This window comes from Terrimonas rubra, from assembly GCF_042686025.1.
GTDB lineage: Bacteria > Bacteroidota > Bacteroidia > Chitinophagales > Chitinophagaceae > Terrimonas > Terrimonas rubra.
Map to the genome: position 1 here is coordinate 892,237 of NZ_JBHUOZ010000001.1, position 22,865 is coordinate 915,101.

18 protein-coding genes are annotated in these 22,865 nt (G+C 43.8%); 10 read left to right on the top strand and 8 right to left on the bottom strand.

Going from position 1 to position 22,865, the window contains the following annotated elements; genetic code table 11:
- Nucleotide 1: 1 nt before the first annotated feature.
- The 5 genes from gldF to ACFS6H_RS03845 all read right to left on the bottom strand — a co-directional run bounded on the left by gldF (nucleotide 2) and on the right by ACFS6H_RS03845 (nucleotide 6,037).
- A complete protein-coding gene (gldF, locus tag ACFS6H_RS03825; protein ID WP_386095393.1) occupies nucleotides 2-721 on the bottom strand; it encodes a gliding motility-associated ABC transporter permease subunit GldF in 720 nt (239 codons plus the stop codon).
- A gap of 313 nt (nucleotides 722-1,034) precedes the next feature.
- On the bottom strand, nucleotides 1,035-2,288 hold the full coding sequence (fabF, locus tag ACFS6H_RS03830) for a beta-ketoacyl-ACP synthase II (RefSeq protein WP_386095395.1): 1,254 nt from the start codon (nucleotides 2,286-2,288) through the stop codon (nucleotides 1,035-1,037).
- Nucleotides 2,289-2,435: 147 nt separating this feature from the next.
- Nucleotides 2,436-2,672, bottom strand: coding sequence for an acyl carrier protein (locus ACFS6H_RS03835; RefSeq protein WP_008587437.1), 237 nt, complete (start codon nucleotides 2,670-2,672; stop codon nucleotides 2,436-2,438).
- 239 nt (nucleotides 2,673-2,911) lie between these two features.
- Entirely contained in the window at nucleotides 2,912-3,964 is a 1,053-nt protein-coding gene (locus ACFS6H_RS03840; RefSeq protein WP_386095398.1) for a hypothetical protein, read from the bottom strand.
- A gap of 9 nt (nucleotides 3,965-3,973) precedes the next feature.
- On the bottom strand, nucleotides 3,974-6,037 hold the full coding sequence (locus ACFS6H_RS03845; RefSeq protein ID WP_386095400.1) for a S41 family peptidase: 2,064 nt from the start codon (nucleotides 6,035-6,037) through the stop codon (nucleotides 3,974-3,976).
- Nucleotides 6,038-6,243: 206 nt separating this feature from the next.
- Here ACFS6H_RS03845 and ACFS6H_RS03850 point away from each other — a divergent pair, with 206 nt between their 5' ends.
- The 10 genes from ACFS6H_RS03850 (at nucleotide 6,244) to ACFS6H_RS03895 (ending at nucleotide 18,183) form a co-directional block, all read left to right on the top strand.
- Complete coding sequence (locus ACFS6H_RS03850; protein WP_386095402.1) at nucleotides 6,244-6,675, top strand: GNAT family N-acetyltransferase; 432 nt, start codon at nucleotides 6,244-6,246, stop codon at nucleotides 6,673-6,675.
- Nucleotides 6,676-6,910: 235 nt separating this feature from the next.
- A complete protein-coding gene (locus ACFS6H_RS03855; RefSeq protein ID WP_386095404.1) occupies nucleotides 6,911-7,936 on the top strand; it encodes a radical SAM/SPASM domain-containing protein in 1,026 nt (341 codons plus the stop codon).
- A 122-nt stretch (nucleotides 7,937-8,058) separates the two neighbouring features.
- Nucleotides 8,059-8,556: a DinB family protein gene (locus ACFS6H_RS03860; RefSeq protein WP_386095406.1), complete on the top strand. Its 498-nt coding sequence runs from the start codon at nucleotides 8,059-8,061 to the stop codon at nucleotides 8,554-8,556.
- A 154-nt stretch (nucleotides 8,557-8,710) separates the two neighbouring features.
- Nucleotides 8,711-9,172 (top strand): MarR family winged helix-turn-helix transcriptional regulator, encoded by a 462-nt coding sequence (locus ACFS6H_RS03865; protein ID WP_386095408.1) that lies wholly within the window; start codon nucleotides 8,711-8,713, stop codon nucleotides 9,170-9,172.
- Between the two features lie 42 nt (nucleotides 9,173-9,214).
- Nucleotides 9,215-10,462, top strand: coding sequence for a glycoside hydrolase family 10 protein (locus tag ACFS6H_RS03870; protein ID WP_386095410.1), 1,248 nt, complete (start codon nucleotides 9,215-9,217; stop codon nucleotides 10,460-10,462).
- Between the two features lie 419 nt (nucleotides 10,463-10,881).
- Complete coding sequence (locus ACFS6H_RS03875) at nucleotides 10,882-12,447, top strand: hypothetical protein (RefSeq protein WP_386095412.1); 1,566 nt, start codon at nucleotides 10,882-10,884, stop codon at nucleotides 12,445-12,447.
- A gap of 39 nt (nucleotides 12,448-12,486) precedes the next feature.
- On the top strand, nucleotides 12,487-14,580 hold the full coding sequence (locus ACFS6H_RS03880) for a ComEC/Rec2 family competence protein (protein ID WP_386095414.1): 2,094 nt from the start codon (nucleotides 12,487-12,489) through the stop codon (nucleotides 14,578-14,580).
- A gap of 49 nt (nucleotides 14,581-14,629) precedes the next feature.
- Complete coding sequence (gene purH, locus ACFS6H_RS03885; RefSeq protein ID WP_386095416.1) at nucleotides 14,630-16,141, top strand: bifunctional phosphoribosylaminoimidazolecarboxamide formyltransferase/IMP cyclohydrolase; 1,512 nt, start codon at nucleotides 14,630-14,632, stop codon at nucleotides 16,139-16,141.
- Nucleotides 16,142-16,241: 100 nt separating this feature from the next.
- Entirely contained in the window at nucleotides 16,242-16,997 is a 756-nt protein-coding gene (locus ACFS6H_RS03890; protein WP_386095418.1) for a helix-turn-helix domain-containing protein, read from the top strand.
- A gap of 28 nt (nucleotides 16,998-17,025) precedes the next feature.
- Nucleotides 17,026-18,183: an FAD-dependent oxidoreductase gene (locus tag ACFS6H_RS03895; RefSeq protein ID WP_386095420.1), complete on the top strand. Its 1,158-nt coding sequence runs from the start codon at nucleotides 17,026-17,028 to the stop codon at nucleotides 18,181-18,183.
- A 71-nt stretch (nucleotides 18,184-18,254) separates the two neighbouring features.
- Here the strand turns inward: ACFS6H_RS03895 and crtD are convergent, their stop codons facing one another.
- Genes crtD through ACFS6H_RS03910 form a run of 3 tightly spaced genes read right to left on the bottom strand, consistent with a single transcriptional unit; the run spans nucleotide 18,255 to nucleotide 22,863 of the window.
- Entirely contained in the window at nucleotides 18,255-19,733 is a 1,479-nt protein-coding gene (crtD, locus tag ACFS6H_RS03900) for a 1-hydroxycarotenoid 3,4-desaturase CrtD (protein ID WP_386095422.1), read from the bottom strand.
- A 60-nt stretch (nucleotides 19,734-19,793) separates the two neighbouring features.
- Nucleotides 19,794-21,455, bottom strand: a complete 1,662-nt coding sequence (locus ACFS6H_RS03905) for an MBOAT family O-acyltransferase (protein ID WP_386095424.1) — start codon at nucleotides 21,453-21,455, stop codon at nucleotides 19,794-19,796.
- A gap of 49 nt (nucleotides 21,456-21,504) precedes the next feature.
- Complete coding sequence (locus ACFS6H_RS03910) at nucleotides 21,505-22,863, bottom strand: hypothetical protein (RefSeq protein WP_386095425.1); 1,359 nt, start codon at nucleotides 22,861-22,863, stop codon at nucleotides 21,505-21,507.
- Between the last annotated feature and the right edge of the window lie 2 nt (nucleotides 22,864-22,865).

Below are 22,865 nucleotides of genomic sequence, written 5' to 3' on the forward strand. Positions count from 1 at the left end.
ACTATCGCTTTAATAAATTCCGGTTGGTAACGGTAAGGAAAAGAAAAATAAGACTCAGGAAATAAATAATATCACGGCTGTCCACCACCCCGCGGCTGATACTTTTATAGTGAGCATCAATACCTATCAGCTCTACATAATAATCGGCACCACCATTTAAACCCACCAGTTTACTGATGGCGTTAAAGCCGTAGTATAATAAAGCACAGGCAATCAGGCTGCCGATAAATGCCACCACCGCATTGTTGGTAAAACTGCTGGCACAAATACCAATGGCGGTAAATACGGCTGCCAAAAAGAAGAGGCCGATATAAGAGCCGGCTGTTGCACCGGTATCAATACCACTATTGGAGGATAAAGCCTGTACAGAATAAATATACACCAGTGTCGGTATCAGGGCAATCACTACCACTACCAAACTACCCAGGTATTTACCGTTTACAATCTGGCGGCGGGTAAGCGGCTGCGTTTGTAACACTTCAAAAGTGCCGCTCCTGAATTCATCGGCAAAACTACGCATGGTAATGGCCGGTATCAGTAATAACAATACCCAGGGGGCCAGCTCAAAAAAACGGTCGAGCGAGGCATACCCAAAGTCTAATATATTGCCCTCAAAAACAAACAGCATTAAACCGTTTACCAGCAGGAAAACGACAATGGCGATATAACCGGTAAGGCTACTGAAAAACTGGCGGAGTTCTTTTTTACAAATAGATATCATAAATACAACCCAAGATACGATTTATCGTTATACAAGCTCAAAGCCGAACGCAAAAAGCGGAAAGCAATTTGACAATTAGCCGATTTGAAAATTTACCAATAAGGGCCTCCAATAAGATAGGAAACTTACACATTGCCCAATAGAATTACCGAACGTAGAGGTGAGTGACACAACAGACGATGATAATAGTAATGCAGCTGATTACATAGAAAAGTATATAGCATTAAGTATACAGTATTTAGACCTTCGCTTCTACATACTATCATCTATATACTAATATCTGAATACTAATATCTAAAACTACTATCTGCTACTAGGGAACGTATTTCTTTACAATTACACAGGCATTGTGGCCACCAAAGCCAAAAGTATTGCTCAGGGCGGCGTTTACCACTCTTTTCTGTGCCTTGTTAAAGGTAAAGTTCAGGTTGGGATCCAGTTCCGGATCGGGTGTGAAATGATTGATGGTTGGTGGTACTATATCGTGTACCACAGCCTGGATACAGGCAATGGCTTCAATTACACCGGCAGCGCCCAGGCAGTGCCCGGTCATACTTTTGGTGGAACTGATGTTTACTTTGTAAGCGTGCTCACCAAATACATGCAGGATGGCCTTGGTTTCAGCTATATCACCTAAAGGTGTTGATGTACCGTGTGTATTAATATAGTCAATATCCTCGGGTTTCATACCGGCATCATCCAAAGCTGCCAGCATTACATTTTTTGCGCCCAATCCGTCAGGATGTGGAGCGGTAATATGGTAGGCATCGGCACTGGCGCCACCGCCTACTACCTCGCAAATGATCTTTGCACCGCGGGCTTTGGCATGCTCCAGCTCTTCCAGTACCAGTACACCGGCAGCTTCACCCATTACAAAACCATCACGGTCTTTATCGTAAGGGCGGCTGGCAGTTTTAGGATCGTCGTTACGCTCGCTCATGGCTTTCATGGCATTAAAGCCTCCTACACCGGCTTCGCTGATAACGGCTTCACTACCACCGGTAACAATAATATCGGCCTTACCCAGGCGTAATAAAGTTACGGCATCAATAATGGCATTGGTACTGCTGGCGCAGGCGCTGGTAACCGCATAGTTAGGACCACGCAGGTTATGACGCATGCTGATCTGGCCGGCAGCAATATCCAATATCATCTTGGGAATAAAGAAAGGGTTGAAACGGGGGGTACCGTCGCCTTTGGCAAACTCGGTAACCTCCTGCTGAAAGGTAATCAAACCGCCAATACCGCTGGCAAATACTACGCCTATACGGTCGGGGTTAATGTTCTCTTTGTTCAGTCCGGCATCGGCCATGGCCTGGTCGCTGGCCACCAGGGAAAACTGGGTGTAACGGTCAATTTTCCTGGCTTCTTTTTTATCAAGATACTGTACGGGGTCAAAGTTTTTTACCTCGCAGGCAAAACGGGTTTTAAACTTAGAGGCATCAAACTGTGTAATCATATCGGCACCGGAAACACCATTGATCAGTGCATTCCAATACTCATCTATCGAATTTCCAAGGGGTGTTAAAGCCCCCATGCCGGTAACAACTACTCTTTTTAACTCCATATAGCCAATTTCTAATGATTCAAAAGTTTCGCGGGTTGAGATAAAAACCGCCTTCGCTGCATAACAACAGAAGGCGGTATTATAACATTTATCCCTCCCTGGTTTTAGCTAAAAAAATAACCTCAAGGGGCGGACAGGTAAATTTAATTACTTAGCGTGTTCTTCCAAATAAGAAACTGCCTGACCAACAGTAGTGATGGTTTCAGCTTGCTCGTCCGGAATGGAAATATTGAACTCTTTTTCAAATTCCATAATTAATTCAACGGTATCCAACGAATCGGCACCTAGATCATTTGTAAAAGAAGCCTCATTGGTAACTTCCGCTTCGTCAACTCCAAGTTTGTCAACGATGATCTTTTTAACTCTTGATGCAATGTCTGACATGTCTATTTAATTTAGTTATGGGTGCAAAAATAGAGTTTTTGCTTTAATCTGCGCTGTTATCCAAAAAAATTTGACATTCCACCAAACTTTATCTTTCTGCCATTGCGTTCCCACTACACATTCAGGCGCCTTCCTCATATCTCTTCTGTTACTGTTAAACCATGCTTATGCTTTGATTATACACGTGTTACGTAATACTAAACTTGTATATCCAGCTTGGTTTAAAGCTTATTTACAGTCTATTTATGCTTCGGCATGTATTTTTCCATATACTTGCCTACTGCTTTATTATAAGCGTCCAGCATGGCCGAACGCTGTTTGTTCAACTGCTCGTTCAGCGTATTAAATTTTTTGCTGGCCTCGTTCATCTCTTTTGCCTGTTTATTAAAGGTGTCAATTTCTTCTTTAGTCAGCTTACCGCTTGGTTTGGCCTTAAATGTTTTCTCGGCTTTTTGAAACGCTTCCAGTTGTACAAAGAAATCGGTAAATATTTTTGCCGATGAGGCTTCCTCTTTATAAAACTGTAAAGCTTCCCTGCTGGCCTGTACAAGGGATGCATCGTTATTAAAAGCATTAATGCTCCTTAATTTAACCAGGCCCTCTTCGGCGGCCGTGCCCATAGCGTTTATATTTTGTTCTATAGCAACAACCTTACCGGGTTTATTGCTGTTCATATTTTCCAGCAGGTACATTTCCTCTTTATAGGGCTTAAAAAATATCAGGTACAGCTCATTATGGTGTTTTAATAACTCCCCGGCCACCTGGTGTTTTTTGCTCAGCTTGGTCTCTTCCGTAACAAGGGTAACATTGTTTTTAGCGGCAAATGCCGCCTGAGCCGTCTGGCTCACCTCGTTGGCTTCGTCCAGCTTTTCCATTGCTTTTTCTTTAGCCAGCAGGTAGGCTTCCATGGCATCATAACTTTGTTCGGCTATTTCCTCCATATTAACAATCTTGGCATACTGCTCATTAAACACTTTTTCCAGCAAACGGTAATAAGCTACGGTGGAGTCGCGGTAACTGCGATCGCCCTTCCAGTGAGGCATGGTTTGAATTTTTACCCTTGTTTCATAAATACCATTTACCACTTCCATACGGCGTTTTTCAATTTTCCGGGCGCTTTTATTATGTGCCGTAGCGCTTAAATAGGCCATGTATACACTGGCCAGTTTATTATTGGCATCGCCAATATAGCCCATATAATCTCCGGCATTATCAAAGTTCTGTGCATGTAGTGGCGCACCGCTCATCATACAGGCGGCAAAAGCAATGGTTACAAAAAGTTTTCTCATCATTTCGCTGTGCTATTTAGTGTTTATAAAGTCTGTAAGAATTAAAAAAGTTTCTTCAATATACCCGTCTTCCAGTAAGCTTTCCAATATAAGTCCGTTTACCGTTTTCAGGTAACTGTCCGTTTGCAGTTTTACCGCATCGGCGGCCAGGTTATGTATAGAAAGTTTTGTTGCCCGGTAAGTATCGGGGTCTTTTTCACGCATGAAAGAATTGTTTTGGGCTGCCCATTTTTCAAAGGCCGCGGCCTGCAAAGGCACGGTTATCGTTTTTTTTGCCGTTAACTGATTATAATCCGCTACCTGTTTAAAAAACGCCGAAGAACCCTGCCTTGTTTTACTGGCTGTTGCCAGCGCCGCTACCGGTAGGCCAGCCAGGGGTTTATAATATGCATTGCGGCTTACCTCATCGGGTTTTAATGATGTGGGGAAGGACGCTTCCCTGTAGCCCTCCATATCCATCCAGTCCGGCAATACAATATCGGGTATCACCCCTTTTTGCTGTGCCGTTGAACCATTCAACCGGTATAATTTGCCCAGGGTGGTTTTTACAAATGTGCTGGTCTGAGCCGTAGTACTCACTGTATCCATGGGTAATACCTGCTGCATCGTAGCCTTACCAAACGTGTTACTGCCCACAATCAGGGCCCGGTTATAATCCTGTAAAGCAGCCGCCACCACTTCCGATGCGGAGGCGCTTTGCCCGTTAACCAATACAGCCAGCGGGCCATCATATATTACACCCCGGTTAGGGTCCTTCAGGTAAGTAACTTTGGGCCCTTTATCCTTATAACCCATCAACGGACCGTCATTTATAAATATACCTGCAATCTCTAAAGCTTCCATCAGCGAGCCGCCGCCATTGTACCTGAAATCCAGGATAAGCCCGCTGATCTGCTCCTTCTTCATTGCTACGATCTTCTTGGCCATATCATTGGCACAGCCACTGCCCTCTTCATCATCCCAGGTGGTATAAAAATCCGGCAGCGACATATACCCGATCTTTTTGTTATTAGCCCCTGTTCCCTGTAAAATAAAGCCCTGGATAATATTTTCATCCTGTTCATGTTTGGCTTTTTTCAGGGTAACGGATTTTATTGTTCCATCCTGTTTGCGTACGGTAATGGCGGCTTTTTGCACGGCAGCATCTTCTATCAGTTCATACACCTCTTCTACCGGTACCAGTGAAACATCCGTTACTTCCTTTCCTTCCGGTTGCACCTGTAATAACTGGTCCTGCTGGTTCAGCTCGCCGCTTATCCAGGCCGGTCCGCCGGGTGCCAGCCGGGCAATCACAACCTTGCCGTCCTCCGTTTCATCCATATCAAAACCAAAGCTCAGCGCTTCCGTACTCAGGCCTTCCTGGAACACCCTGTTATCAACCTCCGAAAAATAATTGGTATGCGGATCATAGGTCGTGGCCAGGCTGTTCAGGTAGGTTTCTTCCAAAAAAACATCCAGGCTTTTCGAGGTAAATTTATTGGCATGCAGGGCGTTCTTTTTTATTTTCTCCCTTACCGCCGCTTCATTTTTTTCAATAATCTTATCAAACCCGGCTCCGGGTTCCTTCTGTAAGGATATGGTATAACAGTTCACCAGCGTAAGGTATTTATACCAGTTGGTGTAGCGTTGCTGTAATGCCGGTAAGGTGGCCGAATAGGAGGCCGCCGCCGTGCGGGATAAAGTAATCTCTTCCTTTGCAGTAAAGTTCAGCGGCTTTTGCAACAGGGCCCTGGTAAGTGAATCGGCTCTTTCAACCGCCCGCTGGTACATCGTTTTTAATAAGGGGAAAAACTGCCAGCTCTTACCATTTAACTCATCATCCAGTTGGGTACTGAAGGCGGCCAGTTTATCATACTCCGGCTGCAAAAAAATCCGCTTCTGGGGGTCCAGCGTTTTAACCAGCGTATTAAAAAAACTCACCGAAAAGCTATCATTAACGGGCCGGGGGGAAAAGTGGTTTATTTCAATCACCCGTTTTAATAAAACGGCTTTGGGTTTAATTCCTGTCTGTGCCCAGCAAAAACTGGCAAACAACAGGCCTCCGGCAGTAAGGGTGGTTCGGGTTCTATGGTGCATAATCAGTTTTACTTTTACAAAAACATAGCCCTAAAATAAAGAAATTATAAGACCTGTCAACAATCTATTACGCTATCGTTGTTTTAATTTTTTTTACTGTAATAAACACAAAATCAAAAAAATATATTTTTTTATCCTGTTAACAAAGCCCATATGAGTTAATAGTAAAATATAAATCGTAATTTGGGTAACAACAATTTCCAATTATGCCATTGAAAATAATTGATCACGGATCTGCTGAATACGAACAAATGGTGCGCCTGCGCGACGATATTTTACGCAAGCCGCTGGGCCTTAGCTTCTCCGCGGAAGAACTGGAATTGGAAAAAAATAATATCCTCATTGCTGCTTTTGAAGATGACCTGATGCTGGGTTGCTGTATGCTTATCGATAAGGAGCCGCCAACCGTCCGCCTGCGCCAGATGGCCGTATTAAACAACCTGCAGGGTAAAGGCATTGGCCGTGCTTTAATGAACTTTGCCGAAAACCTTTCCCGCGACCGCGGCTATAAAACCATCACCATGCATGCCCGCAAAGTGGCCGTAGGCTTCTACGAACGGGTGGGCTACCAGGTTACCGGCGATGAATTTATTGAGCTAAACATTCCCCATTATGTAATGGAAAAAAAACTCTGGTAAGCTTTTATTACCCGGCGTTTATTTATTGTAGGGGCTTTCAGCTGTAGTGCTCCCTTCAGCTACAGTCCCCGCTATCTGTTACAAGTCCGCCACAGGCCCCAACACAAATCCTCAGCGGGCTTTCCACGCCTATCGGGCAGCCCGTCAACATTATCCATGGCTTATTGTTATTTGTCCACGGTCAATTGTCCATTGTCAATTGCTTATTGCCCGTTCACTACTAACTTTGCCAACCATGTCCAGGTTCAACTTAGCTGACAATATTAATATGTTATCCAAACTCACGTTCAGGCGTGTGTGGAATGCAACCAAGGTATTCAGCAGTTTCTATTGGAGTAAATGGACCAAACGGGCCGTTCAGTGGGGCATGCCCGTATCTATTTCCTTCGAGCCTACTACTTCCTGTAACCTGCGCTGCCCCGAATGCCCCAGTGGTTTAAGGGCTTTCAGCCGGCCCACAGGCATGTTACGCAAGGACTTTTTCACTGAAACCATCGATCAGTTACACCGCGATCTTTTTTACCTGGTGTTCTATTTCCAGGGCGAGCCTTATCTCAATCCCAACTTCCTGGATATGGTGTCCTATGCATCCTCCAAAAAAATTTATACGGCCACCAGCACCAATGCCCATTATATGACCGAAGCCAATGCACGCCGTACCGTGGAAAGCGGGCTTGACCGGTTAATTATTTCCATTGATGGCACTACACAGGAGGTATACCAGCAATACCGGGTAGGCGGACGCCTGGATAAAGTAATACAGGGGGCTAAAAATATTGTACAGGCTAAAAAAGAACTGAAAAGCAAAACACCATTCATCATTTTCCAGTTCCTGGTGGTAAAACCCAACGAACACCAGATAGAGGAGGTAAAAGCACTGGGTAAGGAGATAGGGGTAGATGATGTATGGTTTAAAACCGCACAGGTATACGATTACGAAACCGACCCCAACCGCCTCATTCCCACCATCGATAAGTTCAGCCGCTATAAAAAAACGGATTCGGGTACTGTTTTCAAGGGTAATATCACCAACCAGTGCTGGCGTTTGTGGCACGACCCCGTTATTACCTGGGACGGCCTGGTGGCCCCCTGCTGTTTCGATAAGGATGCCCAGCACAAGCTGGGCGACCTCAAGCAAAAAAGCTTTAAAGAGGTTTGGCAAAACGGTGAATACAAAGCGTTCAGAACCAAACTGCTGCACGGCCGTAAAAACATCGATATCTGCGCCAACTGTAGCGAAGGCACTAAGGTTTGGGGCTGATCGCCTGTCATATATCAAAAAATTACTACATAATTGTCGTTTTCAGTTTTTTTTACGACATTTACTCAAGGGAATGGTTTTTTAGCAATTTGAATTTTATCATCAAAAAAACTAATTCCGTTTTGCAACAACTGCCATCATCCATCTCTACGCGTTTACACTACCAGCACAAGTCACTTATCGAATTAATTGACGGGTTATCCGACACACAGGTACGTCAGCATAGCAATACCGGTCAATGGAATATCCTGGAAAATATTGTTCATATTACCTTATTTCAAAACGTTATTGCTGAGCGCCTGCAACAAATACTCACTACCGCCGAGCCACAGCTGAGCCGTTATGTAGTAGAGGCCGACCCGGCTTTTCACGAAAAATGCCGGTTAACCACCTCCGAAATAATTAAAGAACTGCTGGGCGCCCGCAAAAGCCTTACACTTTTTGTGGAGCGTATACCCAATGAACAACTTTCCCTTAGCGGCTTGCATCCCGAATACGGCGAAATGACCATTGTACAATGGCTGAACTTTTTCCTGTTGTACGAAGCAAAACTGCTGTTCGAAATTTTCAAACTGGCCTCTAAAGTAAAAATGACACAGAACCTGAGCATGGCCGAATAAGCCATGGATTATTAACACATAACATATTATTACCGGGTCCCGCGGGCCCGGTAATACGCTTATATAATTTCAGTTGTAAAATCTTTGTTTCACAATATCTTTGGCTCAATAACTGATAGCTAACCTAAAACATCAGGCACTTTAACGCTAACGTATGAGCATTGAAAAAGATATTAACCAGGGACGATTTGGCAGTGAGTACCATAAAGCCTCGGTAAACCTTTTATTTACCCATAACTGGGTTATGGAAAAGGTAAAGGAAATATGTGCATCCGAAAACCTCACTCCGCAGCAATTCAATATATTACGCATTTTAAGGGGAAGCTTCCCCGAACCGCTCTCCACCATGCAGATCCGGCAACGCATGCTGGATAAAATGAGCGATACCAGCCGTATTGTGGACCGGCTGATCGTAAAAGGCCTGGTTAAAAAAAATGTGTCCCTGAAAGATAAAAGGCTGGTAGCGGTCCAGATCACACCACAGGGAAAACAGGTGCTGGAAAAAATGGATATTAAACAAACCACGCTTGACAATATTTTAGGCAACCTAACCGCCGCCGAAGCGTCTATACTAAGCGACCTGCTCGACAAAATAAGGCATATTCCTAATGAATAGTCTATTTTTGCCGCTCATTTCAGGCGTTTACTATATTACTCTATGCGACAATTATTACTGGCCCTTACCATTGTTATCAGCGGTTTTCTTAACGCACAGTCACCCGTTTATGAATTTCGCGGTGTATGGATAGCCACCGTGGATAATATTGACTGGCCTCCCCGGGGCGAGTCGGACCCTGCAAGGCAGCGGGCTGCCTTTATCCAGCAGCTGGATATGCACAAACGAAACGGCATGAATGCCGTTATTGTCCAGGTTCGCCCTTCGGCCGATGCTTTTTATGCTTCCAGTTACGAACCCTGGAGCCAGTGGCTTACCGGTAAACAAGGCCAGGCCCCCAACCCTTTTTACGATCCGCTGGAGTTTATGATCAAAGAGGCGCACAAACGCGGCATGGAGTTTCATGCCTGGTGTAACCCCTACCGTGCCGAGCTGAAAGTAGGCAGCTCTTCCATTGCCGCCAGCAATATTATGCGCAAACACCCCGAATGGTATGTTACCTATGGCAATAAACGTTATTTTAACCCGGCTAATAAAGAAGCACAGGACTTTGTGGTAAAAGTAATTGCCGATATCGTTAAACGGTACGATGTGGACGCCATTCATATGGACGATTATTTTTATCCTTACCGCATACATGGCAAAGAGTTTCCCGACGGGCAATCCTATTTAAAATCGGGCACCACCCTTTCCAAGGACGACTGGCGCCGCAGCAATGTGGACTCCATCATTAAAAAACTGGATATTGCGATCAAGGCCGAAAAGCCTTATGTAAAATTTGGCATCAGCCCTTTTGGTGTATGGCGTAATGCCGATAAAGATCCCCGCGGCAGCAAAACCAGGGCCGGTCAAACCAATTACGATGACCTGTATGCGGATATCCTTTTGTGGCTGGAAAACAAATGGATCGATTATGTAACCCCACAGCTGTACTGGGAAATAGGTCATAGACTGGCCGATTATACCGAGCTGGTGAACTGGTGGAGCGCCAACGGTTATGGCCGTCATATTTATATCGGTCATGGTATTTACCGGGCTACTGAAAATAGCGCCCCATGGAAAAACACCAATGAGCTCCCCAATCAAATTAAAATGTTACGTAAATACCCCGAGATACAGGGCAGTATTTATTACAGTAGTAAATCGTTCAACAATAACCCCAATGGCTGGAACGATAGTTTACAGAACAACTATTATAAAGTAGCCGCCAAAGTTCCGGTGATGGAATGGTTGCCTGCCAAACCGGTTATTCCCACAGGCAAAACAACCACGCCTGCAAAAGCAAAATAAACAGAACGGGTATATACTTTTATAAAAAGAGACGCTGCAGTTTGTGGCGTCTCTTTTGCTTTTGGCACAATGATTTCTTAATAAAAAAACCGCCTCGGGGCATTAAGCGCCGGGCGGCTAACTAGGTTTAAGGTCTAAGGTCAATGATTAAAATCAAATTGGTTTTGATTATAAGCCCCTTTGTTTATATTTTAATCAGATAAGGAATAACACCACAAATCTATGGTGGATTTGTAGGGTTTAGGTTTAAAAAAAAGGTTCAAGTTTGAGGAATCTAAAGCAGCAGTGACGGGAGTTTTCTACTTAAAATTGTGTCAATCATAGTGTTATACGTTTTATTGCTTAATTAAAATTTGATTTATCGAACAAGTGGATTAGTGTAAATTTGTATGAGCACAAACCCTTAATTACCGGTATTTATGAAGCCCGTTTCAGATGCCCTCTGGCATTTTATCAAACATCTTTCTTCAGGAGAAAAACTATTTCTCCGCCGTAACTATATCGGCCTGTCAACTATTAAAGACCCTCTGTATATTTTACTGTTCGATGCTATTGATAAACAACCGGTTTATAATGAAGCGGATATTTTAAAAAAACTGGCGCCTGAAATAAATTCCCAGAATATTGCTTTTCAAAAACATTATCTCTACCAGCAAATATGTAACGCACTGGTTCAATATGAAAGCCGTAAAAACGAGGACGCCGCAATTTTTAACCAGATACAGCTTATACAAATATTCCGGCGCAAAGGCATGCTGGACGAAGCCAAGAACCTGTGGCGTAAAACCATGATAAGGGCCCGCCAGGCAGAAGCCCAGGCACTCATTATTATGTTACGTAACGAGTTTGAGCGTATGCTGCTCTGGAGCGACGGTAAAGCCGGTTATGATGAGTTGAATACACTTTTCAAGGATAATATTGTTACCTATAACGAATACGCCGAAGTGATTGTGATGCGTGATATTTACGCCGAAGTATTGATGCTGAAACGTAATGCGCATTTCGACTGGGCAGATACGTCAATACCCCACCGTATTGAAGCCTTGTTGCGGTTATTACCCACACTTAAAAAAAACCTGGCCGATTATTTTTTCTGGTACCGGCATTATTACAGGCTGTGTAAAGCAACACTGTTATACCTGAGTAATAAAAACCTGCCCGAAGCTTATCAATATGTACTCGATATTATTGCCGACTGGAAACAACACGGCGATTATTTAAAAACCGATTCGGAAAAGTTTATGGATGTATTAAGTATGCTCAATTACCTGGGCACACCGCTTAATATGTTCAAAGCTGTTGAAACAGCTTTTAATGATCCCTTTAATGATAAGATCACCGACCCTATTTTACAGGCGGAATTTGAAGCGCTTAAATATTTAACCTTAAACAAGCTGTTTCATAAAATGGCCCGTTATAAAGAAGTGGCCGACCTGATAGTTTATTTTAAAAACCGTCACGATAAATGGGAGAATAAGTTAAACATTGAAACAAACCGCGATATGTATATCTCCTGTTCCATATCCTGCTTTGTACTGGAGAACTATGATGATGCTTTGTTTTTTATAAAGAGGGGCTTGTTATACTTTAAAGATAATACCCGCATTGAAAGGGTAAGCCTTGCCCAGCTTTTCCTCCTGCTCATTGTTTATAATATGAACAATATAAAATTGTTCGAGGCTCAATACCGCTCTACCTATAACTACTTTTATAAAAAGAAAAATAAACACCCGTTCGAAAAAATAATCATCCAATGCCTGCACGGCACTTTTTACCTGCGTAATTATGCTGAAAAAGTAAAAGAGTTCAATAAAGCCCTTACCCTGCTGGAGCAGCACAAGGATAACGAGGTACAGAAAAAAGTATTCAGTATGTTCAATTTCCCCCGCTGGCTTACCAGCCGGGTAGAGAGGGTGAGTTACCAGCAACTGGTGCGGATGATAGTGGCAGAACAAACACAGGCCCGCGAACAGGAACAACAATAACGGTGACGGGCGTTTAAGTTTTTTGTAGTAACTTAAGGTATGCCATTTACCGCTAACCATTTTTTGGCCAAAACACCTTTTATTAAATTACTGCCGCCCCTGGTGGCAGGCATCATCATACAGTGGTATGTGGTATTGCCCGTTCAAACCTGGTACCTCACCGCCGTTATTACAGGTATTTTATTGTTTGCATTTGCGCTACTTCCTGTTCACTGGCGGTATCAATATATTGTAGCCCGGACCATCCTCCTCATACTGCTCCTTACTGCAGCCGGAGCCATATTGGTGTGGCATAACAATATTACCAACAGGCCGGATTACTATGGACATTATTACCGGCAACAAAACACCTGTATAGCCACCCTGCTGGAAACGCCTGTTGAAAAAACAAACTCCTATAAAGCCCTGGCCAGGATAGAAGCTGTTATACAAGGCGACACGGTACATCGCACAACGGGTAAAGCCATTATCTATTTTAAAAAAGACAGCAGCATCGCGGCCTTACATTATGGCTCACAGATCATCACACAGGAAATATTACAACCTGTTAAAAATGCCGGCAATCCCGGGGCTTTTGATTACCGGCGATACCTGCTTTTCCAGCAAACTACATCACAGGTCTATCTCACACCCGGTAAGTTTGCCGTATTGCCCACCGTACATACATCCTGGCTGCACCGGCAATTACTAACCATACAGTCCGGGGTATTACAGGTAATTAAAACCAATATCAAAAGCGATAAAGAAGCCGGCCTGGCCGAAGCCCTGCTTATAGGGTATAAGGACGACCTGGATAAAACATTATTAGAATCCTATACCAATACCGGGGTAGTACATGTTATTGCTGTTTCCGGTATGCATCTCGGGCTTATTTACTGGATATTAAACCTGTTATTCCGTCCATTATTAAAAAGCAGGCGTACCCGGTGGTTACACCCCGTACTGACCATTGTTATACTATGGTTGTTTACTTTGCTAGCCGGCGGTGCTGCCTCTATTTTACGGGCTGCAGTTATGTTCACCTGCCTGATCATTGGTAAGGCGTTCAACAAACAGGCTTCAGCGTATAATACCCTGGCCATGTCGGCTTTTCTATTATTATGTTATAACCCTTTCTGGTTATGGGATGTAGGCTTCCAGCTATCCTATGCAGCTTTGTTAAGTATCATGGTGTTTTACAAACCTATCTATAACCTGTTGTTTATAAAAAATAAAATGATAGATGCCGTATGGCAATTGGTATGCGTTACCCTGGCTGCACAGGTGTTAACCACCCCGGTGAGCCTTTATCACTTTCACCAGTTTCCTGTTTATTTTTTGCTCACCAATTTAATTGCGGTTCCCTTATCCAGTATTATCCTGATCGGTGAACTTTTATTACTGTTATTATCGCCGTTTACTGTGCTTACACAATGGCTGGGCCTTGGTTTACAATACAGTATTAGTTTGCTCAATAATTATATCGCCTGGGTAGAAACCCTGCCAATGGCCTTATGGGAGGGCTTTCAGTTAACTATAGTACAGGTAATATTATTGTTTATGGCTATTGCCGCAACAGCATGCTGGTGGTTTCACCGGTTGAAACCTTTTTTGTTAACCGGTATTGCAGCTTTACTGGGCTTTATGGTATTACGGTTTATATCCTTTTACCAAACGGCCCAACAGCAAAAGATCATTGTATACAATGTACCCAAAATGCAGGCGGTCGATTTTATCCGGGGCAATAACTATTCTTTTATCGGGGACAGCAGCCTGCAGGTAAAGGGCTTTAGTCAAAACTTTCACCTCAAACCCTCCAGGGTTTTACAGCGGGTGGCCCCGGCCAGCGGTCCGGGTGCCTTTGCCGGCGGTAATGGTCACTATGTTTTTGGCAATAAAAGCATTCTTATCTGGCAAAGCCCGGTACCCCGCTTTACAGCAGCCTCAAAACTGGATGTTGACCTGCTGGTACTTTCGCAAAACCCCAAACTGTATGTAAATCAACTAACTGAAAAAATACAGCCCCGGCAGGTGGTTATTGATGGTTCAGTGCCAGCCTGGAAAGCCAAACGCTGGAAACAGGATTTTGATGCGCTGCATATCCCCTGTCACAGCGTAAATGAACAGGGCGCTTTTGTCATGAACCTGCGTTAACGTACCTTTGCGGCGCTTAATGGGCATACAGCCCGCAACCCCCAACATCATGAACAAAAAAATTCAGTCAGCACTCATCTCCGTTTTTTATAAAGACGGCCTGGAGCGTATCGTTTCCCTTTTAGACAAAAACGGTGTAACCATTTATTCTACCGGCGGTACCCAAACCTTTATTGAAAACTTAGGTATAAAAGTGATCCCTGTAGAGGATTTAACCACCTACCCTTCTATCCTGGGCGGTCGTGTAAAAACACTGCACCCATCGGTATTTGGCGGTATACTGGGCAAACGTGATGATGAGACCCATTTACAGGAAATGAAACAATACAATATTCCTGAAATTGACCTGGTAATTGTTGATCTCTACCCCTTTGAGGAAACCGTTGCCAGCACCAGCGATGAAAAACAGATCATTGAAAAAATAGATATCGGCGGACCATCCATGATCCGCGGCGCCGCTAAAAACTTTAAAGATGTAGTGGTAATTGCCGCCAAGAAAGATTATGCCCACCTGGAGAACCTGCTGGAGCAGCAACATGCCGAAACCACGCTGGAACAACGTAAGGATTTTGCCGCCCGTGCTTTTGAAGTAGTGGCGCATTATGATGTGGCCATTGCGCAGTATTTTAACCCTACGGCCCCTAACTATTTCTTAGCCTCTGTTCCCGAGACCAAGATCATGCGTTACGGCGAAAACCCACACCAGTCGGGCGTTTTCTATGGCAACCTTTCGCAGTTGTTCAACCAGTTAAATGGTAAAGAGCTTTCTTATAATAACCTGGTAGATGTGGATGCGGCCATACAATTAATACAGGAATTCAGCGGTACCGAGTTTGCCATTATTAAACATACCAATGTTTGCGGCATTGCTTCCCGCTCAACGGTTAAAGAAGCCTGGGATGCTGCACTGGCCGGCGACCCGGAAAGTGCATTTGGTGGTGTATTGGTAACCAACGGCACCGTGGATAAAGCCACAGCCGAAGCTATTAACGAAATATTCTTTGAAGTGCTGATCGCTGCTGCTTTTGATGCAGACGCACTGGAAATATTAAAATCAAAAAAGAACCGCATTCTTTTACAATTACAGCAGGCCCCCGCAGCCAAACAACAGTATAAATCTTTACTGAACGGAGTGCTGGTACAACAGGTAGATGAAGGGTCTTATGCTACCTGGGATGAAGTAGGTGGCCGGCCAACCACGGCTGACGAAAGAGCCGACCTGGAGTTTGCCAACCTCGTATGCAAACATTTAAAAAGTAATGCCATTGCACTGGTAAAAAACAAACAACTGATCGGTAAAGGCTGTGGTCAAACCAGCCGTATCGATTCTTTGCGCCAGTCCATTGAAAAAGCAAAACAGTTTTCTTTTGACCTGCAGGATGCCGTACTGGCCAGTGATGCCTTCTTCCCCTTTAACGACTGTGTAAAAATGGCACATGAAGTGGGTATTACTGCCTTTATTCAACCCGGCGGTTCTATCCGTGATAAAGATTCCATTGACTATACCGTTGAAAATAAACTGGCAATGGTGATCACCGGCTTAAGACATTTTAAACACTAAGCGTCTTTGTTTTATAGTAAAGCCCTCCGGTACCGGAGGGCTTTTTGTTTTATAAGTATATTATGAAATGCTTACCTTAAATTGTAACAGCAAATAAATAATGAACGACGATCTGCAGTATAAACTGGTTAAACCTGGTAAAGCCCTGACCGCTTTTGTTGAAAGCTTCTGGCTTTTACAAAATTCATCGGGGGAAGCCCGGCCGGTGGTGGTATTACCCGATGGCCGTATCGACCTGTTTTTTGCACAGTCAGCTACAGAACCTTTTCATGTTACCTTGTTAGGGTTTGAAACAGGGTATGACGAAGCCGCTATTCCTCCCGGTTATCTTGTCTTTGCCATCAGTTTTAAACCACTGGGAGCGGAATATCTTTTTCCCGGTACCATTGCCGGTTTACTGGACAGTGCCCAGCGTTTACCCGTTAACTTCTGGGGATTTGGCAAGGAAGACTTAACTGATTTTGATTCCTTTTGCAAAAAAGCTACGGAAAAAATACAATCCTTGTTACCGGTTGAAGTGGATAACCGCAAACAGGAACTATTTGATCTCATCTATGCTTCGGATGGTGCTTTAACAGTAAAAGAGTTATCAGCAAAGGTTTTCTGGAGCAGCCGGCAGATCAACCGTTATTTTAACCAGCAATTTGGCCTGACACTAAAAGCATATTGTAATATCCTGCGTTTCCGGACCTCCTTTCAGCATATTAAAGAAGGCAAATTATTTCCCACACAAAACTTTGCTGACCAGTCTCATTTTATCAAAGAGGTTAAAAAACTATCGGGTGTTTCGCCCAAAGAACTGAAGCGAAACCAGAACGGCCGATTTATACAATTTTCAACCCTGCCCGGAAAATAATTTTGTACCGTAAATAAACAATTACGGAATGATACTACAAGATAAAAAAATAGCCATTGTAGGCGGGGGGCCTGGCGGCCTTACTTTAGCCAGGCTTTTACAATTGAACAATGCAACTGTTACCGTGTACGAACGGGATGTAAATGACAAGATACGCCAGCAGGGCGCTACACTGGACCTGCATGAAGAATCCGGGTTAGAAGCGCTTCGCAGGGCCGGTCTGATGAATGAGTTTAAAGCGCAATACCGCCCCCATGCCGGCAAGCTGCGTATAACCGACCCGCAGGGCAATATAAAAATGGATGATCACGCCATTGAGGACTACCAGGACTCCCGCCCGGAAATTGACCGGGCTCCGTTGCGTGATATATTAGTACAGTCTTTACAAGCTGGCACAATCTCTTGGAACAGTCAGTTTGTAACAATGCAACCGCAGGGCGATGGCTGGTTAATACATTTTAAAAACGGTAGTTCGGCATATGCAGATATTGTTATTGCAGCAGATGGCGCCAACTCAAAGATCCGCCCTTATATTACCAGCATACAACCTGTTTATTCGGGTATTACCATTGTGGAAGGTAACCTGTATAATGCCAGGGCCCATGCGCCAAAGCTCTGGGACCTGGTAAAAGGCGGAAAATTATTTGCGCTGGGTAATGAACAGTCTTTGATACTGAGTACAAAGGGTGATGGCAGTTTATCTTTTTATACGGGCTGTAAAGTGCCTGAAAACTGGGTAACAGTTAGTGGTATTGATTTTAATAATAAAACATCCGTTCATCATTGGTTCAGCCATGCTTTTGGCAACTGGGATGCAATATGGCAGGAAGTTTTTGCAGGTGATGACAACTGGTTTGTACCACGTCCGCAATATCATTTTCCATTAGATCAGCAATGGGAAGCACTACCCAACCTTACAATGATCGGTGATGCGGCCCATCGCATGCCGCCTTATGCGGGCGAAGGGGTAAATATGGCTATGCAGGATGCTTTTGAACTAACTGCCTGCTTAACCAATAATATGTTTACGGATACGCAAAGCGCCATTGCCGCCTATGAACGCAACATGTTACAAAGAGCCGCTGCTGTAACCAACGACACTTTAATCAGTACCACCCTGATACATGCGCCTGAAGGGCTGCACCAGCTGTTACGGGTATTCAGCGAAATGGAAGAACAGGCTTAAATACCTGTTGTTATTGTTAGCATAAAACATAAGGCCGCTTTACAGCGGCCTTATTATATAAGTTTTGTCACTTATTCCTTTACCAGGTCAGTGGTTATTTTAGCCGATAAAAGGCATAAGGGAATACTAGGTCCCGGGTGCACACTGCCGCCACAGAAGTAAAGCCCTTTTATTTCTTTTGAAAAATTTGGGTGACGCTGGAATGCAGCGTATTTGTTATTGGAACTGTTGCCATAAATAGCACCAAAAGCGCTGGAGGTTCTTTTCTCAATCACCCGCGGATCAAAAACCATTTCGCTTTCTATCAGGGGTTCAATATCGGTTTTAAGTAACCTGTTTACTTTTTGTATAATGGCCGCCTTGGCCTGTTGAATATAAGCATCCCAGTCCTGGCCGCTGTTATTGGGCACATTGATAAAGGTAAACCAGTTCTCACAGCCTTCGGGCGCATCATCCGGGCTGTGTTTACTGGTAATATTAATGTAGATAGTGGGATCGTTATAGATCGCTTTTTTGGAAAAAATGGTATCAAACTCCTGCTCGTAATTACTGCTGAATAAAATATTATGCAGGCCCAGTTCCGGAAATGATTTTTTAATGCCCCAGTAAAAGATAATACCCGAACTGGACTTGGGTTGATCCAGGGTTTTCTGTGGTTTTTTAACACCGGGCATCAGCTTTTTATAACTGTTGTAAATATCCATATTACTGATCACCACATCATATTGGGTAAAATCCTGTGCCGTGCGTACCCCTTTTACTTGTTTGTTTTCTACCACAATTTCTTCGGCAGGGGTTGAAAACCGGAATGCCACATCAATATCCTTTGCCAGCTGTACCAGCGATTTAGTAATGCTGTACATACCTCCCACCGGGTAATAGGCACCTTTTTGTATTTCCACATGGGCAATAACGTTTAAGGTAGCAGGCGATAAGTAAGGACTACTGCCATTATAGGTAGCATAACGGTTAAACACCTGTACCAGGCGGGGATCTTTAAATGCTTTTTCGTTGGCCTGGTTCATGGTATCAAAAGCGCCGATCTTTCCAAAGTTTAAAATGCCTCTCAGCGTAGGCCAGGTAAGGTAGCTTTTAAGTTTATGCAGGCTGTTCTTTAAAAATACTTCTTCAGTCAGGTGATAAACCACTCCGGCTTTTTCCAGGTATTTTAAAATAGCTTCTTTGCTGTCGGTGGTATGTTGTGCAATTTTTTCGGCAAACTCCTCGTTGCTGTGATAGGCATCCAGCATACTGCCGTCTTCAAAAAAATAACGGTATACCGGGTTCAGCTGTTCATAATTAAAATGGTCGCGGGGATTTTTACCGGATAAAATAAAAAGCTCGTCTACATATTCGGGCATGGTAAATACGGATGGTCCCATATCAAAACGATAGCCCTTATTGGTTTCGGAAGAAAGCTTTCCGCCCGGAAAAGCATTGGCCTCGTACACGGTTACTTTATACCCTTTGTTGCGCATGCGTATGGCCGCACCAATACCCGAAATGCCGGCGCCGATAACGGCACAGCTTTTATTGTTCTCTTTTATCATAGCAGTGCTTGCTTAATGGTAAGTTTTAGGTTGCCAAATGTACAACTAATCAAATAACGGTTAAAACTGCAGGTAAATAGGCATTACCGGCTCGGACGATTTAAAGTAGCCGTATAATAACACAAAACCCAGGAATGCGGTGATATAAACCAGTAAGGGAACTTTGGTAAAGCGGTTGATCACGTTATCGGCGAGGTTATCGGGTAAAGCATGCAAAATAAAACCTATTCCCATCATGGTCACTACCGGCCAGTAGTTCTGTATAAAGCCATTCCACACCGACAGGTCAAAGTGATTCCATATCTGGTTTAACATGGTCAGGGCTTTGGCAAAATCGTTATTGGTTTCATCAAAATCGGCCGTTTTAAAAAACACCCAGCAAAAACATACAAAGTGGAAAGTAACCAAAATCATAATGGCTTTATACCACCAGCGTTTATTGATGCTGCCCAGCGATCTGCCGGTTAATAACATCCATACTTTATGTATGGCCAGGGCAATACCGTGCAGGCCACCCCAGATAATAAAATTCCAGTTAGCACCATGCCAGAAACCGCCCAGCAACATGGTAGTAAGCAGGTTCATATTGGCGCTCACCCCCTTTTTTTCCTTACTTATGATGGCAGGCAGTAAAAAGATGAACAGTACCAATGCACTCACCAGTGCCGACCACCACCAGCTTAGATTAAACAGGTGGGTGCCCATAAAATATATACCCCCAAAAAAGGCAATGGCAAATATCCAGGTAGTAATAGTGGCATTGCGGTTACCGCCGATAGGAATATAGAGGTAGTCACGCAGCCAGGAGGATAAGGAAATATGCCAGCGCCTCCAGAACTCGGTAATATTTTTACTCTGGTAGGGCGAGAGGAAGTTGGTGGGTATATGAAAGCCCAACCAGCGGGCTATACCAATAGCAATATCGCTGTACCCGCTAAAGTCACAGTAAATAACAATGGCATAGCCGTATACCGCAAACAGGTTCTCCACCCCGGTATAGCGGGCCGGGTCATCAAAAATATAGTTGACAAAGTTTAAGGTGATATAGTCGGAGATGATGAGCTTTTTAATTAATCCCGATACAATGAGGTAAAACCCTTTGGCAAAATCGGTTTCCGATATCTGGTAAGGCTTGTTGATCTGCGGTACAAAATCGTGTGCCCGCACAATAGGCCCCATCATTAGTTTGGGAAAAAAGGAAAGGAATAACAGGTAGTCACTAAACTTGCGGGCAGGCTTAAACTCGCCACGGTACACATCCACCGTATAACTCAGGTTCTCAAAAGTGTAAAAAGAAATACCGATAGGCAGCAGGACATTCAGGGGATTAAAGCCGGTATTAAACAGGTCGTTGCTGAGCGATATAAAAAAGTTGGTGTACTTAAAATAAAACAGCATGCCTAAATTAAAAACAATGCTGAGAATGAGCAGCCCCTTTTTCTTTAATTTGTTTTGTTGCCGGTATATGGCATTGGACAGCACAAAATCCACAATGGCCGATACAATAACGAGCACCACAAACTCATTGCTGGCTTTATAAAAAAAGTATAAAGAGAAAAAACAGAAAATATACCGGCGGGTATTTATTTTATTGCGGAAGCAGTAATAGAGAGCTATAAAAACGGTAAAGAAAAAAACAAAAAAGCCGCTGTTGAACAGTAACGGGTTCTCCGGATCGTACAAAAACTGCTTAAAGAATGTGGTGATATCAAAGTTTGTCATACCCTACTGCTATGCTTGTCTGTTGTCTTTGTCTTTTATCTGTCTAAAATTAATGCAGGCTTTGTTCATATTTATCATACTCCTTACGAACGGCATTATAAAAGTATTCGCCCAATATGGCTGCACCGGCATGATTGGGGTGTACATAATCTTTATTGGCCAGGGGTGGTTTGGCATCGGCCCATTTTACGATGGTTTGCTTTCCCCCCATTGTTGCATACAGGTTATAAAACATGTTACCCGTCTCAAATGCAATGGCTGCCTGCAATTTGATAAGGCTGTCAATGCCCACCGCCGTTTTATAACCGTCCGCATAACGGAAAGCCCTGTCGGCCGTACTGGATATAATAATACCGGTTGACGGGAAACAGTTGGTAAACTTTTTAACCACGGGCTCAAATATGCTTTTGTACCAGTTAAATTTTGTGTCGTTGGGTCTGAACATTACATTCACCCCATATTGAAACACCATGATATTATAGGGGTTCTGCTGAGCAATGGTGGTTAAAAATGTACTGTCCAATGGTTTTAACAGCTCACCGCTGGTGCCCCTGAAACTAAAGTTATCTACCACCACTCCCTCTGTGGGTTCAAAAGCAATACCATATACCGGTAAAGAAGCATCGGTAATATTCACCGTTAGTTTATTACTGTTGTCGGTAGCCAGTACAATACGGTTAAACAGGTTATTGGCCTGTACTACAAAAGGCTTGCCGTTAACCGAAATGGTGACGGGCTTTGGCGCATACCCGCAAAGCAATATTTTTTCAGTAGCAACCGTACTGTCGGTAATGGTTTTATCGGTTACCTGTATCCAGCCGTTGGCAGTGGTAAAGGTATACCCGGATAAGTACATGTATTTTTTATCGGTGGCATTTTTCATATTGGTCACCTTCCAGCTGCCGCCAATATCGTGTACCACCGTTTGTCTTAGTTTATACGTTTGTGTGCTGATGGGTATATAACCCACGCCCTGGCCACCAAAGTATTGTTGCAGCAGCTTACGCAGGGTTTGTGTAAGCAGGTCGCTTTCTATCATACTATCACCGAAATAAGCGATCCGGATCTTTCCTTTTTTTTGTTGTTTTAACTGGTGCAGTTGTTTTACCAGTTGTATCATGCTGACAGCATTTGTATCGGCATTAAAGTTGGTGATGGTGCCCGGTTCGGTATACAGGTCAAAATTGGTGGCAAACTTTTGTGCATGTGTGCTACTGGTATCCAGCACAATGGCTTCGCTGCTGTCCGCAGGGTTGTGATTGTCCGTGCGGGGAAAAACATCGGCAACAAGATTGATACGCTGTAAGGGAGTAAAGGACCAGGAAAGGAAGATATCGGCCAATGACAGCAGCAATAATAAGAGAGTACTTACCACTACAAATAAAAACACCCGCTTCGTGCTGTTCATAT